The 14,709-nt window shown below is 36.7% G+C and carries 16 protein-coding genes; 2 read left to right on the top strand and 14 right to left on the bottom strand.

The features are described 5' to 3' along the window. Positions 1–160: 160 nt before the first annotated feature. The 5 genes from ACPF63_RS16575 to ACPF63_RS16555 all read right to left on the bottom strand — a co-directional run bounded on the left by ACPF63_RS16575 (position 161) and on the right by ACPF63_RS16555 (position 5,667). Positions 161–2,002, bottom strand: a complete 1,842-nt coding sequence (locus tag ACPF63_RS16575) for a carbon starvation CstA family protein (RefSeq protein WP_426480650.1) — start codon at positions 2,000–2,002, stop codon at positions 161–163. 194 nt (positions 2,003–2,196) lie between these two features. Continuing rightward, a complete protein-coding gene (locus tag ACPF63_RS16570; protein ID WP_426480649.1) occupies positions 2,197–3,132 on the bottom strand; it encodes an alpha/beta hydrolase fold domain-containing protein in 936 nt (311 codons plus the stop codon). A 119-nt stretch (positions 3,133–3,251) separates the two neighbouring features. Next, entirely contained in the window at positions 3,252–3,635 is a 384-nt protein-coding gene (locus tag ACPF63_RS16565) for a DUF3037 domain-containing protein (protein WP_077414077.1), read from the bottom strand. Then, the gene (locus tag ACPF63_RS16560) at positions 3,622–4,395 is read right to left on the bottom strand and encodes a HipA family kinase (protein WP_426480648.1); all 774 of its coding nucleotides are present in this window, start codon (positions 4,393–4,395) and stop codon (positions 3,622–3,624) included. Before ACPF63_RS16560 ends, ACPF63_RS16565 begins: the two co-directional genes overlap by 14 nt. A gap of 15 nt (positions 4,396–4,410) precedes the next feature. After that, on the bottom strand, positions 4,411–5,667 hold the full coding sequence (locus ACPF63_RS16555) for a T9SS type A sorting domain-containing protein (protein ID WP_426480647.1): 1,257 nt from the start codon (positions 5,665–5,667) through the stop codon (positions 4,411–4,413). 61 nt (positions 5,668–5,728) lie between these two features. Here ACPF63_RS16555 and ACPF63_RS16550 point away from each other — a divergent pair, with 61 nt between their 5' ends. Continuing rightward, entirely contained in the window at positions 5,729–6,571 is an 843-nt protein-coding gene (locus ACPF63_RS16550; RefSeq protein WP_426480646.1) for an alpha/beta hydrolase family protein, read from the top strand. Between the two features lie 49 nt (positions 6,572–6,620). Then, positions 6,621–7,133 carry a hypothetical protein gene (locus ACPF63_RS16545; RefSeq protein WP_426480645.1) on the top strand — a complete coding sequence of 171 codons (513 nt, stop codon included), beginning with the start codon at positions 6,621–6,623 and terminating at the stop codon, positions 7,131–7,133. Between the two features lie 58 nt (positions 7,134–7,191). Here the strand turns inward: ACPF63_RS16545 and ACPF63_RS16540 are convergent, their stop codons facing one another. The 9 genes from ACPF63_RS16540 to ACPF63_RS16500 form a co-directional block, all read right to left on the bottom strand. Beyond that, positions 7,192–7,791, bottom strand: a complete 600-nt coding sequence (locus ACPF63_RS16540; protein ID WP_426480644.1) for a hypothetical protein — start codon at positions 7,789–7,791, stop codon at positions 7,192–7,194. A 13-nt stretch (positions 7,792–7,804) separates the two neighbouring features. Further along, complete coding sequence (locus tag ACPF63_RS16535) at positions 7,805–8,626, bottom strand: flavin reductase family protein (protein ID WP_426480643.1); 822 nt, start codon at positions 8,624–8,626, stop codon at positions 7,805–7,807. A gap of 61 nt (positions 8,627–8,687) precedes the next feature. Further along, positions 8,688–9,095, bottom strand: a complete 408-nt coding sequence (locus ACPF63_RS16530; protein ID WP_426480642.1) for a GxxExxY protein — start codon at positions 9,093–9,095, stop codon at positions 8,688–8,690. Positions 9,096–9,125: 30 nt separating this feature from the next. Then, complete coding sequence (gene fahA, locus ACPF63_RS16525; RefSeq protein ID WP_077414089.1) at positions 9,126–10,373, bottom strand: fumarylacetoacetase; 1,248 nt, start codon at positions 10,371–10,373, stop codon at positions 9,126–9,128. Between the two features lie 52 nt (positions 10,374–10,425). Beyond that, the gene (locus ACPF63_RS16520; RefSeq protein WP_077414259.1) at positions 10,426–10,887 is read right to left on the bottom strand and encodes a hypothetical protein; all 462 of its coding nucleotides are present in this window, start codon (positions 10,885–10,887) and stop codon (positions 10,426–10,428) included. A gap of 70 nt (positions 10,888–10,957) precedes the next feature. Then, positions 10,958–12,088: a 4-hydroxyphenylpyruvate dioxygenase gene (hppD, locus tag ACPF63_RS16515; RefSeq protein ID WP_077414091.1), complete on the bottom strand. Its 1,131-nt coding sequence runs from the start codon at positions 12,086–12,088 to the stop codon at positions 10,958–10,960. 235 nt (positions 12,089–12,323) lie between these two features. Then, positions 12,324–12,734 (bottom strand): hypothetical protein, encoded by a 411-nt coding sequence (locus tag ACPF63_RS16510; protein ID WP_426480641.1) that lies wholly within the window; start codon positions 12,732–12,734, stop codon positions 12,324–12,326. Positions 12,735–12,844: 110 nt separating this feature from the next. After that, a complete protein-coding gene (locus tag ACPF63_RS16505) occupies positions 12,845–13,114 on the bottom strand; it encodes a hypothetical protein (protein ID WP_426480640.1) in 270 nt (89 codons plus the stop codon). 140 nt (positions 13,115–13,254) lie between these two features. Further along, positions 13,255–14,529: an acetyl-CoA hydrolase/transferase family protein gene (locus tag ACPF63_RS16500; RefSeq protein ID WP_047382678.1), complete on the bottom strand. Its 1,275-nt coding sequence runs from the start codon at positions 14,527–14,529 to the stop codon at positions 13,255–13,257. Positions 14,530–14,709: the final 180 nt, after the last annotated feature.

The following is a 14,709-nucleotide window of genomic DNA, read 5'->3' as shown; positions in this document are numbered from 1 at the left end:
TAAAAATCAGAATGATTCATCTTAACTATACTTTATTTCTTAAATCCTTCTTAATGGTTTTAATGTATATATTCTGCATTTTTATAAGATTAAGGAACTTCAATAAAAAAAAACGGTTCAGAAATTTCTGAACTGTTTTTTTATTTATGATCATATGAATTTATCTTTCCACAAGTTCCTTCACAGGTTCTCCATAATGATCCATTACTGTTTTGTTGATCTGAAGCAATTGATACCATTTTCGGAAAGCCCCTATAAATACAATAAGCATAAGAATCATGGCTGTTGCTGCTAGTGCAGCCAGTAAGTACTGTCCTTTGGGAATATAAATGGCGGTCACCTGGATATACCCGGCCCAGAATGTAATTCCGGCCATGAAAACTCCGGGAATAGCTGAGCATAAAGCATATTTTCCCCTGTTCATCCTGATTAGCATTGTTGTACAGACGATAAGTCCGCAGGCAGCCAGCAGCTGATTACTGATTCCGAATAACGGCCAGATGCTGTTTACGTTTCCGGTATACACAAGATATCCCCAGGCAAAAGTGAAAAGAAGACTGCTGATAATAATTCCCGGAATCCAGTTTTTATCATTGAATTTTGGAACTACAGAACCCAGCATTTCCTGTAAGAAGAAACGTCCCACTCTTGTCCCTGCATCAATAGCAGTAAGAATAAATACAGCTTCAAACATAATCGCAAAATTATACCAGTAGGCCGTCAGCTGATCCATATAAGGGATTTTGTTGAAGATATGGGCCATTCCTACAGCCAGAGATACGGCACCTCCGGTTCTTCCATACAGGTCAATCCCTATTTTTTGTGAATAATAATCTATGTCTACACCATGTAGTGAAGGATGTGTTGCAAGAAAAGAATCATAAGCTTCCTTAGGGGTGTTGATCGCAAAATAATCACCCGGCATCAGTGTACATGCCGCAATAAGTGCCATCAATGCTACAAAACCTTCCACAAGCATTGCTCCATATCCTACAAAAAGAATTTCTCTTTCTTTATTAAGCATTTTAGGAGTTGTTCCCGTAGCAATCACAGCATGGAAACCGGAAATTGCTCCGCAGGCAATCACGATAAAAATAAAAGGAAGTACAGGTCCGCCAATAATAGGCCCTCCACCATTTACAAAAGCAGTGATCGCTGGCATCTGTATGGTAGGATGAATCACAATGACCCCGATAGCCAGCATGATAATAGTTCCTATCTTTAAATAAGTGGAAAGATAATCTCTTGGAACCAAAAGCAGCCATACCGGTAATACAGAAGCAATAAAGCCATACAAAGGAATCGCGATAGAAATTGTTTTAATATCCCAGGAAAATAAATTGTTCATGGTAGGATTCTGCATCAGAGTGTGGCCTCCGATGATTCCGGCAATCAAAAGGATACCGCCTAAAATACTTGCAAACAAAACACTGTTCTTTTTATAACGCATAATCAGTCCCATGATGATGGCGATAGGCATTGTGATGATTACTGTAAAAAGAGACCATGAAGCTTCATGCATTGCATTGATACAAGCCAGCGATAAACCCGCCAGCGTAAGAATCAGGATAAATAGAATTGCAAAACCAGCTACGGTTCCGGTTGCTTTTCCGATTTCTTTAGAAGCGATAGTCGCAAGACTTTGACCTTTGTGTCTCACAGAAGCAAAGAGTACAACCATATCATGAACTCCGCCTCCCAATACACATCCAATTAGAATCCATAATGCACCCGGAAGATATCCGAACTGGGCGGCAAGAACAGGTCCTACTAATGGCCCTGCAGCAGCGATTGCAGCAAAATGATGTCCGAAAAGTACATTTTTATTCGTAGCGACATAATCTTTACCATCTGCAAATTCCACGGCAGGGGTGGTATTCTGGTCGTTGAGCCGGAGGACTTTATTGGCAATAAAAATACCATAGAAACGGTAAGCTATCGCAAAAATAAGAACAGATACAAATATGAGAGTAAGCGCATTGATATTGTTTAAAGATTCCATATTGCTTATTTTTATTGATAAATAATTAATTGATTGGTGTTTTTGTTGTTAATAATTTAAACAATAGCCAAGGTAATTAATTCTCAATGAAAAAATATCAATATGTATATCAATCTAGCAAATTTGTTGTTGTAATGTATTTTATTGTATTGATTTATAGTTATTTGAATTGTAATTGAATAGATGAATGTATATTACTTCTTTTGTGAAAGAACAAAATCCACCATTTCATCAGTAATTTTGTCCAGATAAGCTTTATCAGTTGTTCCAAAACCATGTACTCCGCCATCAACAATGATAAGAGCGTTTTGTATTTTGGCTCTGTTTAATTTTCTGTGAAGTTTTTTAGATTGGTTTAAAGGAACAATTTTGTCATTATTGCCCTGAACAATTAAAGTTGGAACTCCTTCCGAAACAAAATTAACTGGAGATAAGGTATTCAGATAATCGATGGCTCTATCCTGATCTTTTCTGATATCATACCCGGAAATTCCTTTTACCAGATTTTCCTGTAAACCGACAATCTTTTTTGACATCAACCCGATCATTCCTACCGGAATTGTTCCTAGTCTTGTATGGAAAAGCTTATTAAGATCAGCAGGACCATAATGATCAATTACATAATTTACTTTGGCAGAATAAGACGAAAGTTCCGGACTTCCCAGATAAGTATTGTCGGGAGTATAAGCCGCCATCAGGGAAAGGTGAGCTCCGGCTGAAGCCCCAAACAGACCTATATTATTGGTATCGAAATGATATTTATCTGCATTTTTTCTTACCCACCTGATAGCATCTTTGGTATCTTCCAGAGGCAGTGGAAAATGAGTACTATCATTCAGCAGCGTATAATTAATGCTGATCACGGCATATTGCTTTGCCATTAACTTTTCAACAGTGGTTTCCAGATAATTGTCTGCATGAACTACTTTATCGCCTTCAATCCATCCGCCTCCATGAACATAGATCAGTACAGGTATTTTTTCAGTGGCAACATTTTTAGGAATATATAAATCCAGAGCAAGAGGATTCCCTTTTTTATTGGTTTTATATACAATATCCTCAGACAGATGGGCTATCTTAGGAAGTACTGTACTTTTTACAGGAGGTGTTTTAACCTGTGCTTGTGACAAGTTCTGGGAAAAAAATGAATTAGAAAAACCTAAGAATAAAACAAAAAACAGGTTTGTGAAAAACCTGCAGATTGATATGTTGTTTATAGATAAATTCATAATAAATTTTTAAGGATGTGTTATTTTACTAACTCCTCAAAAAGTTTACCAAAAGTACTGTTTAGATCTTTGGATTTTCCCGGATGAGGTCGGGAAGTCTGCACCACAGCACTTCTTACAGCTGTCAGCCAGCGGAAACGCTCAGGAATATCAAGCAGTGCAATAGGACCACCATCTTTATCACCATTGGCAATTTTCTGAAAACTTTCAAGATTCTGGATAATATCTTCATAATCCAGTTTACTGTGCATGAGTTTAAATTTATCAGGACACAAATAGAATTCTACCCTGATGAATTTTTCCCTTTTGGAAAACATAACCAGTCCGATATTGAAAAATTCTTCTCTTTCAACTTTAGGTACCAAGCGTATTACCGCATATTCATATATTTTATCCTCTTGCATTTTTAGCTTCGTTTATAAAGATTTGAGAATTTTCTAATCTGGTTTTCAGAAACTGAAAATAGATCTCACGAATTTCTTCAGGCGTTTCATCAGCATCATTCCAGTGCAGCCAGTCCTCAGGAATTGTATTGACAATCTCCCTGAAAAGTATATCATTCAGTACTTCATGGGCAAATTGATCTGCTTCGTCAAGCATTTTTGCCTTAGGAAGAAGTACATGGTCTTTCACATATTTGAAAGGTGTTTTTGCCGCTGTATCAAAATTCTGCCATGAATGGTGGAAGTAGAATGAAGCACCATTATCGATGAGCCAAAGCTCTTTATTCCACATCAGCATATTTGTATTCCTAAAAGTACGGTCAATGTTAGTAATAAATGCATCAAGCCATACTATTTTTGAAGCCAGAAGGGGATCAACACTTACTCCCGGATCATAAGTGATAGAACCGGAAAGATAGTGCAGACCAAGGTTCAGACCTTCAGAAAATTTTAGGAGATCCTGTATTTCCTCATCGGCTTCTGTTCTTCCGAAATCGGCATCAACATTGATAAAAACCAGTTCAGGAATTTTTAGTCCCAATGCTTCGGTAATCTTTCCACCCAAAAGTTCAGAGATAAGCATTTTTACCCCATGGCCTGCACCACGGAATTTTAATACATATTTGAAATCATCATCAGCTTCTGCCAGAGCAGGAAGAGATCCTCCTTCTCTCAATGGCAGAATGTAACGCGTCACGGTTACAGTTCTTAAATTCTGCATGAAGCAAAAATAAGCTTATTTTTTTATAATCTTTTTAGTGAATTCCTTTTCATCAGCTTTATACTGTAAAAAATAAACTCCACTGCTCAAATGCTGAAGTGGCAGAATATATCCTGAATCTGTTTTACTCAAATGACAATGAACAATTCTTCCGGAAGCATCGGTAAGTGAAAGTATTTCAATTCTCTTTTTAGAAGTAATGGTAATATGATGTTGAGTAGGGTTAGGATAAATCTGAACAGGATCCTGAATAGCTGTTTCTGCCGTATTTAAGGTACTTACCACAATCAGTTTTGTTTTGGTGGTAGTGGCTCCGCAGGCAGCTGTTGTCAGCTTTACGGTATAAGTTCCTCCTGCAGGGTAGGTATGTACCGGATTTTCCAGAGTTGAGGTTGTACCGTCACCAAAATCCCATGAATAGGCAGCTGCATTCTGTGTTGTATTGGTAAACTGAACCGTTCCTGCTCCGGTAAGCTGATAGGTGAATCTGCTGTGAACATCATTATTCGTTACAAACCATTTTACAGGCTGATTGTAAACCTCTGTTTTAACGATATCCTTGATTAGCTGTGCCTGTGCCGGACTAAGATTTCCATTAAAAGGGATCTGTGCAGGATCTTTCTTGAATAAAATAGTGTAAAATGTATACGCAGCAGCCATAGACCCAATATAACTCGGATGTGATTCATCCTGATCATACAATTCAATAGCCGGGTTTTGCTCCCTGATTGCTCTCCACACTTTACCTACAGGAGAAACAATACCTTCATTGGCCGCTGCCATTTCCATATAACGGTTATAAATCTGAGTGTCCATTCCCTGATAGGTACAGACAGCGGGAAGTCCCGGACAATTCGCAGCATCACCGTTTTTACGGCCCCAGGTCATATAGAAGATTACATTTCCACAGGGATTTGATGTTTTAATCAAATTGGAAAGCTGAAGAGCATAAGGATATACCTGATTTTGAACCTGAGAATCCGGAAATGACGGAAGCTGGCTCTGTTCCTGTAATACGACATAATCCCAGTTTTCCTGGTTGATGGTTGAAATCACATCCGGATTGTTGGAGTGATCCTGCAGCGTAGACCCACCAGGTGTATGGCTGTGATGCTCCAGTACATCGCCGTTAGAAGCAGCAATACTTTGGATGAGGTTAGGCAAATCATTAACGTAAGTATAACTGTTTCCGATAAAGAACACTCTTTTGGTTGTCTGGCTGAGGATAAAAGAAAAAGTAATTAAAAATAAAAGAAGTAGAGTTTTTTTCATAAATTTCAATTTAAATTAATCCCATAAATATAAATAATATTAAATAAAACCCATTTATTTTATGAATCTGATTAGTGAAAAGAATATATATTTAGAAAATAAAGAAACAAAAGGTTTTCTTGCTGATATTTTTTATAAAGACATTGGAAAAAAGCTTCCGTTGGTACTGTTTGTTCATGGATATAAAGGTTATAAAGATTGGGGATCGTGGAATCTTATGGCGGAAAAGTTTGCTGAAGCAGGTTTTTTCTTCGTGAAGTTTAATTTTTCCCATAACGGAACTACACCGGATGATCCGCATAACTTCGGAGATCTTGAAGCTTTTGGCCATAATAATTATTCTAAAGAGCTTTCTGACCTTGGAGTGGTGATTGATCACTTTAGTAAAGATCCTCGTGTGGATGAAGAAAAGATCATTCTGATAGGTCACAGCAGGGGAGGAGGAATTTCTATCATTAAAACTTTTGAAGATGAAAGAATCAATGGTCTGATTACTCTGGCCAGTGTGGATACTTTAGACCGCTTTCCCACAGGAGAAGCTTTTGAAAACTGGAAGAAGGGCGGAGTTTATTATGCTCTGAACGGGCGTACCAAGCAGGAAATGCCCCACTATTATCAATTTTATGAGAACTATGAGCAGAATGTTCACCGTTTTGATGTAGAACGGGCAACGGAGATGGCAAAAGCTCATATGCTGATTATTCATGGAACGGGTGATGAAGCTGTAGAGGTAAAGCAGGCAGAGCATCTTCATATTCTTCATCCGAATTCTGAACTTTTCCTGATTGAAAATGCCAATCATACTTTCGGAGCAAAAGAGCCCTGGACAGAAACAGATTTACCCAAAGATCTGAATACTGTAACCGAAAAATGTATTGATTTTATCAAAGAAAAATTGAAATAAAACACTTAAAACTACGTTATTAGAAATTAACCACCATATCAGTATAATTATGAAAAAAATTATTGCAGGCGCATTTGCGCTTTCATTATGTGTTGTTTCATGTAAAAAAGAAACAAAAACAGAATCTTCTGTAAGCAGTGATACTTTAGCTACGGTAATGCCTAAAGATTCCGTAACCACCCCAAAAACAGATTCAACCGCAACGGCAGCAGCTCCTTCCGCTCCTGCTCCAGAGAATATTATCACGAAGAATGTAGGCAAATATCCTCATGATATTAAATTCTTTGAAGATAAAGGCATTTCAGAAAGGCTGAAGAAACTTACTGGTGCTCAGTATGATGAGATGGTAAAGAATTTCAATGTAGAAAGTCCTGTTACTTCAGAAAATGGAATCTATAAACTGACAGGATGTAAGCAGCATGACTGCCCGGGATATGCTACAACCATTTTCTACGATGCTAAAAATGATAATCTGAACGTTTCTATAGATAAAAACGGTAAAGCAACTGAATTTGCTGAAAAAGGAAAAATTACTGTTTCAGAGTCGCTTAAATCCAAATAATAAAAAAAGGAGTGAAACTTTCACTCCTTTTTTATTGATTATCAATAGATGTCTTCAGTTAATTGATTTTAACTGCATTCTTTTTTACTGCCTTTAAAAGGCTTCTAAAGTTTTTCATGGTCATCATTTCTGTTGAAGGATCGAGGATGGTTACCTTTTGATCTTTCTCTACCGAAACTTCAGAATATGCTTTGAGAGAATATATTTTCTTCATCGTACCAATATCATAAATGTCCATCATTGCAAAAGCTTCATTTTTTTTATATTCATACTGCGTTCCAAGTGAATTGTCTAAACCGTTTCGCACTTTCATGGTGTAAATGTTTACCAGAAAATTAAAATCAGAGTTGTTTTTCAATACCTCAAGATCTTCAGTTTCCGGTTCAAAAGGAATGCTATTTTGAATTATATTTTCTGCTTTTGCCGTTTTCAAGTCAAAGGCATTGCCATTGCTCACATCCTGAAATAGTTTAAATGCCTCTTTACTCATCATTTCCCGGTGGTGCGAATCTACATCTGTTTTGATGTTGTTAATCAGCCACTTTTTGTCTTTCGAAAACACCAATGATCTACTGTAGATTCCGTAATCTTTTTTTACTGGATAATAACAGGACTGTAGTATGATTAAGAGAAAAAAGAAGAATATATATTTTTTCATCAATCAATTCAGCTTATTTAATTAAGATCTTCCATGCTTCTTCAATTTTACTTTCCAGAAGTAATTTCTGGGCATCAAGATGGATGTTTTCATCGGCATGAAATTCTCCGGCAGGTAATACTTCGGTGTTGGCAAGCATCCCAAGGTCATTTCCTGTAAATACTTTACTGTACTTAATAGAATCAGGCAGTAAATCAAAGCCGATTCCTTTTGTTACCAAAGGTTTCGGTACTTCAAAAAGACTGTTCTCATTGCTTCTGGAATACCAGTTACTGCCTAAACGGGCTACCATATCCAGTTTTTTCTGATCCAGATTTCCTGCTTCATTCAGGTATTCTTCTCTGATGTGAATTTTCTGAACTTCACAGATCACAAGATTCCCGGCACCGCCCTGATCTCCCAATGGCTTTACCTCTAAAACTTTACATTCAAAGTTGACAGGGCATTCTTCAATCAGTTTAGGCTGTACAAGATCAGCCTCTTTCATGGTAAGTCCGGATTTTATAAACTCATTGACTCCGGTTTCATACTCTGTAGAAGCTAATGAGATCTGCTGTACAATAGGAAAATTCACTGTTCCAATGACTACTTCCGGTACTTCAAGAACATTTTCCAGCGTATGTTTGGTTGTATTATCACGAACTCTTCTCGATGGTGAAAAAATCAAAATCGGAGGAACTGTGCTGAACATATTAAAAAAACTGAACGGAGATAAATTGATGGTACCATCTTTATCCACAGTAGATGCCAAAGCAATCGGGCGCGGTGAAACAGCCGTCTGCATGATGGTCTGTAATTGTACGGAAGTTATCTCGGAAGGGATTACTGTTTTCATATTTTTATTTAACCACAAAAGGCGCAAAAGTTTTAAGTAAAATTGTGTTAGCTTTTAAAGTTCAAAAAAGCAGATCATAATATTGATTCACAAAGGTTTCCTGTCCTTCGTGGTATAGATTTTTTACATTAAAATTTATCAGAATGCCTTTGGGTTTCTTCATTAGATTAATATAATTTAAAAGTTGGGCTCTATGAATCTCGTTTAGTTTTGCAACTGATTTTAATTCTACCACAATTAAGTCATCAATTAAAAAGTCACAAAAGAAATCGCAATTAATTTCTTTTCCTTTATAATGTACCGGAACTTTCAGCTCAGATTTAAAATTAATATTTCTTAGCCTAAGTTCTTCTTCCAGACACTTATGATATACACTTTCCAATAAACCTGGGCCTAGAACTTTGTGAACTTCTATACAGGCTCCATTTATCTTATATGTCAGATCTGTTAAATATGACTGTGTAACCATAAGCTCTTTTGTGACTTTTGTGGTAAAAAATTAACGTGTAGGAATAATTTTACCGGAAACTTCCCCGAAACCTACTCTCACGCCATCTTTTTCAGCCCAGGCCTTCATTGTAACGGTATCATTATCTTCAATGAATTTTCTTTCTTCACCATTGCTTAATGATAAAGGATTTTGTCCTCTCCAGGTCAATTCAAGCATAGAACCGAATGATTTTGGATCGCTTCCTGAAATGGTACCGCTGGCATATAGATCTCCCACTTCTACATTACATCCGTTTACTGTGTGATGGGCCAGCTGCTGGTTCATATTCCAGTACATGTGTTTATAGTTGCTTTCGGAGATCAGGTTTTGTTCTCCGTTTTCTGGTTGAATATAGACTTCAAGGTTGATGTCATAGTTTTGATCTCCTTCAAATTTTAAATATTCTAAAACTTCAGGATCCTGTACTGGAGAAGCTGTTCTGAATGGCTCCAAAGCTTCAAGAGTAACTACCCATGGAGAAATAGAAGAACCAAAGTTTTTCGCAAGGAATGGCCCTAGAGGAACATATTCCCAAGATTGAATATCTCTTGCAGACCAGTCGTTGAAAACAACCATTCCGAAGATGGCATCTTCTGCTTCTTTCGTTGAAATACTTTCTCCCATCTCTGTATTTTTATTGATGATGAAAGCCATTTCCAATTCAAAATCCAATTGTTTACATGGTCCGAAAACAGGGGTATCTGCATCAGCAGGTTTCATTTGTCCTTTTGGACGGTTGATTTCTGTTCCGGATACTACAATTGAAGATGCTCTTCCATGATAACCTACTGGTAAATGCTTCCAGTTAGGTAATAAAGCGTTTGCCGGATCACGGAACATTTTTCCTACGTTGGTAGCATGTTCGATACTGCTGTAAAAATCCGTGTAGTTCGGGATGTGAACAGGCATCATCATTTTTACTTTATCAAGGTCGTAGAAGGCTTCTTCTATTGTTTTCTGATCTTTTGATAATGTTGATCCTTCCTGTAATAATGTTTGAATTTTGGTACGAACAGCATTGGTAATTGGTTTACCCAGTTCGATAAATTCGTTGATGGTGTAAGCTTCAAAAACATTGTCGTCTAATCCTTCAATATCTTCAAAATAACCAAGATCATACAAGGTAGCAAGATCAATTACCTGATCTCCGATTCTTGTACAGCATCCGATATATTCTTTGTTAAAAACTGCGACTCCGAAAGGAATATTGTGTATAGAAAAATCCGAGTTTGAGGAATAGTCTACAAATGATTTCATAAGTTTAGATTTTAGTTAGATTAAAATATTGCTGAGTGTTTCCAAAGAATATTTATTTTGCCTTTTTTGAGTAAGATGCTTCATCTATCCACCTGTCTCTGGTATTGACATCGATGAGATATAGAATATTATCCTGCTGAGTCAACAATAACGTTTTCGTAACAGGCATTGGGATTTTTTTATTTTCAAGCATATCTGCTCTTAAAGAAATAATATTTTTTTTCCTGATGATATCGCCGGTGAAAACATTAGAACTGCTTTCTCCTGTAGCTTTATCATCGAAAACTTCTACATAAGTGGCATTGTTCCCTTTGATAATAATAAAGTCCCGTTCCGTATGATCAGCCTCATCTTTAATAAAAACGAATTTTTTGTTATCAATATTTACATTTTCAAGATGCTGATTGATGCCTTTTCTTTGTTCAAGTCGGTTAAGGATTTCATTCAAAGAACCGTATTGAGCTTTAAGCCCTAAAGTTCCTAAAAGGGAAATCCCGATTAAAAGTTTTCTCATATACTGTGTTTTATAAAAAAGTTTTGCCAGAATACTGAATCCTGACAAAACCTATATTTTTAATGTAAAATTAAAGATTACCTCTTCTTTCCTGCTCTCTTTCTAATGCTTCGAATAAGGCTTTGAAATTTCCGGCACCAAAACTCTGTGCACCGTGTCTTTCAATAATTTCGAAGAATAGAGTAGGACGGTCTTCTACAGGCTTGGTAAAGATCTGCAATAAGTACCCTTCTTCATCATGATCAATAAGTATACCTAAATCCTGAAGTTTTTTAAGATCTTCATCAATATGACCTACTCTTTCAGGAACCATATCGTAATAAGCTTCCGGTGGAGCAGAAAGAAACTCTACACCACGTTTTTTCAATTCAGTTACAGTATGGATGATATCTTTCGTAGCAACCGCGATGTGCTGTACGCCTTCTCCTTCGTAGAAATCAAGATATTCTTCTACCTGAGATTTCTTTTTACCCTCTGCAGGTTCGTTGATAGGGAATTTTGCAAATCCGTTTCCGTTGGACATTACTTTAGACATCAATGCAGAATATTCTGTATTGATCTGCTTGTCGTCAAAAGAAAGAATATTTACAAATCCCATTACCTTTTCATACCATTCTACTGTTGGGATCATTCTGTTCCAGTCAACATTTCCTACGCAGTGGTCTACATACAATAAACCTGCTTCTTCAGGCTTATAGTTACTTTCCCACTTTTCATATCCAGGCATGAAAGCTCCGTTGTAATTTTTTCTTTCTACAAACATGTGAACGGTTTCTCCATACGTGTAGATACCGGACATTCTTACCTCACCATGCTCATCAGTTAAAGTTACAGGCTCTAAATAAGGTTTACCACCTCTTTTAGTTGTTTCTTCGAAAGCTGCATAAGCGTCGTCTACCCAAAGTGCCAAAATTTTTACTCCGTCACCATGTTTTTTTACGTGTTCGCTGATAAGAGAGTCAGACTTAAGTCCTGTTGTTAGTACCAATCTGATTTTTCCTTGTTGAAGCACATAAGATGCACGGTCTCTTACTCCTGTTTCAGGACCCGCATAAGCTACAGACTGAAAACCGAAAGCGGTTTTGTAATAATGGGCAGCCTGTTTTGCATTTCCTACATAAAACTCAATGTAATCTGTACCGTTGATTGGTAAGAAATTTTCTGCTTGAGCTATTTTCTCGGCAAATGTAAGTGTTGACATATTTTCTCTTTTACTTTTATTTTATTGGTATGCAAATTACAAAAAACTTAGACATTGCGAAAATATTCCCTTGGATTCATTGAATATATTTAACATAAAGTTAAAGAAGAGTTTACTTAAGTATATTTAAGTTTCTTACGTTTGAAATCGGCTACTTACATTTGTAATACAAAAGACAAGTGAAAAAAAATATTTCGAAACATGAAAGCCGTAGAGATTCTCTACGGCTTTCTTTTTATATTGTTTCAATCTTTCTGTTTAGCATTCCGGCATCAGGATTATAATTATCCCATATCTTCCAGGTATTATTTATCTTCCGGATGAAGTAGATCTGGGTACTCAGCTGGTTGACAAAATGCTCTTCTCCCGTTTCTCCCACTTTGAAAAGAAGGTTCCAGAATTCCTGAGACTCCAGTATTTTTTTGTCTGGCTCATCTGTAACGATGTGAATATCAAAAACTTCATAATTGGACCGGTTGTTTTTAGTAACCAGATGAAAATCCTTATCACACAGTTCTTTACTGAATTGTGACGCTCTTTCCAGAAACGGAGAATCATCAAATACCAGATTTTTTAACAGCTCAGTATTGTGAATGGGAAACAGCTTGTAAAATTCAAAAGCAGCAGCACAGTAATCATAAACCATCTGTGTAAGATTTGACTGGTTATCAGATTCCTCATGATCCTGTTTCTTATGTCTTACAGATAGTATATAATCATTAAGGTCTTTGTAGCCTAAGAAAATACAGATTTTATCTAATGTTTTAAGAAACCTGAGATCATTATGGGTTTTATCCTGGTAATCATTTTCAAAAAAACGCTGAAGGGTAACATGTGAAATGGTATTTCCAATTTCAAATTTTTTCCCCCCTTCAGTTCTTCAGCCTCAGAGAGTTCATCTTTAATAATTTCGGAAAGAATAATATAATGGCTTCTCTTCCATTCATTCACATTCCCCAAAACAGAATTCCTTACTTTAGAATGCTTTACCACTTCTTCTCGTATCGAATTATATATAGTTTTCAATTTCCTTGTTTTTGAGTGAGTTTTATCAAAAATACTGCCAAAAGATTAGCGCTTTTTTATGATTCTGCAGATGTGGTTTCAAAATATGTTTTGAGATTTTAAATAAAAAAAACAATTTGGAAATCCTTTTTATTTGATTATCAGTGTTTAAATCTATCAAAGGCTGCTCTCTCCAGCATTTCTCTATCGTCCGGATGGGCAATGCTGATGAGTTCCTGTGCTCTCTGGCGAAGGTTTTTCCCATACAGGTAAGCCGTTCCGTATTCAGTAACAACGTAATGGATATGTCCTCTTGTGGTTACTACACCAGCTCCTTGTTTAAGAAAAGGAACGATTCTGGAAATTCCTTTTTTCGTTCTAGCGGTAATGGCTATGATAGGTTTTCCGTCATCACTTAATGCGGCACCGCGCATAAAGTCCATTTGTCCTCCAATTCCACTGTATTGCATTGTTCCGATAGAATCGGCGCATACCTGTCCCGTCAGATCTATTTCAATGGCGGAATTGATGGCAACCATTTTTTTGTTTCTCATGATATTGATCGGAAAGTTTACTTCGCTTACATCTCTGAAAGCAAATACAGTATTGTCATCTACATAATCATACAGTTTTCTGGTTCCGAAGCAAAAGCTTGTAATGGTTTTATTATCGTTGTATCCTTTATATTTATTGTTGATCACATCATCCTGAATCAAGTCAATAACACCATCACTCAGCATTTCGGTATGAATTCCCAGATCTTTATGGTTGGTAAGGCATTTCAAAACAGCATCAGGAATGGTTCCTATACCCATTTGAAGGGTAGATCTGTCTTCAATAAGTTCAGCCACATTTTTTCCGACAAGCATTTCTTCAGGACCTACTTTTGAACCATAATCTACGGTTGGAAGTTCCTCTTCATGCCAAACCAGTTTATGAATTCTGCTGATGTGGATCATCCCGTCTCCGTGGGTTCTTGGCATCCTGGGATTGACAATAGCAACAATGATTTTTGCGGTATCTACAGCCGCTCTTGCAATATCTACAGAAGTTCCCAAGGTACAGAAGCCATGTCTGTCCGGAGGAGAAACCGTAACAATGGCTACATCCAGAGGCAGAATATTTTTTCTGAATAAAATAGGAATTTCACTTAGAAAGACAGGCACAAAGTCTCCTCTGTCAGAATTTACGGCATCACGCACAGGAGTGGAAACAAATAACGAATTGATGAAAAAACTGTCTTTGTATTCCGGCTTTGCAATTTCCACATTTCCTTGCTGGGTAATGGAGACCATTTCTACATTTTGTAGCCGGCCAGCCTGTCTTGCCAGCTCATCAATCAGGTAATTGGGAGTACATGCACTGCCGTGAAAAAATACCCGGTTTCCACTTTTTATCGTATATATTGCTTCTTCTGCGCTGATGTAATTATTCATATTTAATCTTTTTTCAAAGGAGGTTGAGAGTATTATTTATTACATAAAACACTTCTATTCTTTCAAAGATAACCTTTATAATTTTATATTCATATAAATAGTTTAAGGATATTGCACAGACTTTTGTCATATAAATAAACCAGATACAATTTAAAAGATAAAGGACCAAATACATTGGTA

This window comes from Chryseobacterium sp. R2ACT005, from assembly GCF_049949215.1.
Taxonomy (GTDB): domain Bacteria; phylum Bacteroidota; class Bacteroidia; order Flavobacteriales; family Weeksellaceae; genus Chryseobacterium.
The sequence above is the reverse complement of the archived record's forward strand: the minus strand, read 5'-3'. Positions and strand labels throughout refer to the sequence as shown.

What these genes read in the sequence shown, in the direction of transcription:
- ACPF63_RS16575 (WP_426480650.1), bottom strand. Translation starts at nt 2,002, where the DNA reads ATGGAATCTTTAAACAATATCAATGCGCTTACTCTCATATTTGTATCT.
- ACPF63_RS16545 (WP_426480645.1), top strand. Translation starts at nt 6,621, where the DNA reads ATGAAAAAAATTATTGCAGGCGCATTTGCGCTTTCATTATGTGTTGTT.
- ACPF63_RS16540 (WP_426480644.1), bottom strand. Translation starts at nt 7,791, where the DNA reads ATGAAAAAATATATATTCTTCTTTTTTCTCTTAATCATACTACAGTCC.
- ACPF63_RS16555 (WP_426480647.1), bottom strand. Translation starts at nt 5,667, where the DNA reads ATGAAAAAAACTCTACTTCTTTTATTTTTAATTACTTTTTCTTTTATC.
- ACPF63_RS16565 (WP_077414077.1), bottom strand. Translation starts at nt 3,635, where the DNA reads ATGCAAGAGGATAAAATATATGAATATGCGGTAATACGCTTGGTACCT.
- ACPF63_RS16530 (WP_426480642.1), bottom strand. Translation starts at nt 9,095, where the DNA reads ATGGTTACACAGTCATATTTAACAGATCTGACATATAAGATAAATGGA.
- fahA (WP_077414089.1), bottom strand. Translation starts at nt 10,373, where the DNA reads ATGAAATCATTTGTAGACTATTCCTCAAACTCGGATTTTTCTATACAC.
- ACPF63_RS16560 (WP_426480648.1), bottom strand. Translation starts at nt 4,395, where the DNA reads ATGCAGAATTTAAGAACTGTAACCGTGACGCGTTACATTCTGCCATTG.
- ACPF63_RS16535 (WP_426480643.1), bottom strand. Translation starts at nt 8,626, where the DNA reads ATGAAAACAGTAATCCCTTCCGAGATAACTTCCGTACAATTACAGACC.
- ACPF63_RS16500 (WP_047382678.1), bottom strand. Translation starts at nt 14,529, where the DNA reads ATGAATAATTACATCAGCGCAGAAGAAGCAATATATACGATAAAAAGT.
- ACPF63_RS16520 (WP_077414259.1), bottom strand. Translation starts at nt 10,887, where the DNA reads ATGAGAAAACTTTTAATCGGGATTTCCCTTTTAGGAACTTTAGGGCTT.
- ACPF63_RS16550 (WP_426480646.1), top strand. Translation starts at nt 5,729, where the DNA reads ATGAATCTGATTAGTGAAAAGAATATATATTTAGAAAATAAAGAAACA.
- hppD (WP_077414091.1), bottom strand. Translation starts at nt 12,088, where the DNA reads ATGTCAACACTTACATTTGCCGAGAAAATAGCTCAAGCAGAAAATTTC.
- ACPF63_RS16510 (WP_426480641.1), bottom strand. Translation starts at nt 12,734, where the DNA reads ATGGTTTATGATTACTGTGCTGCTGCTTTTGAATTTTACAAGCTGTTT.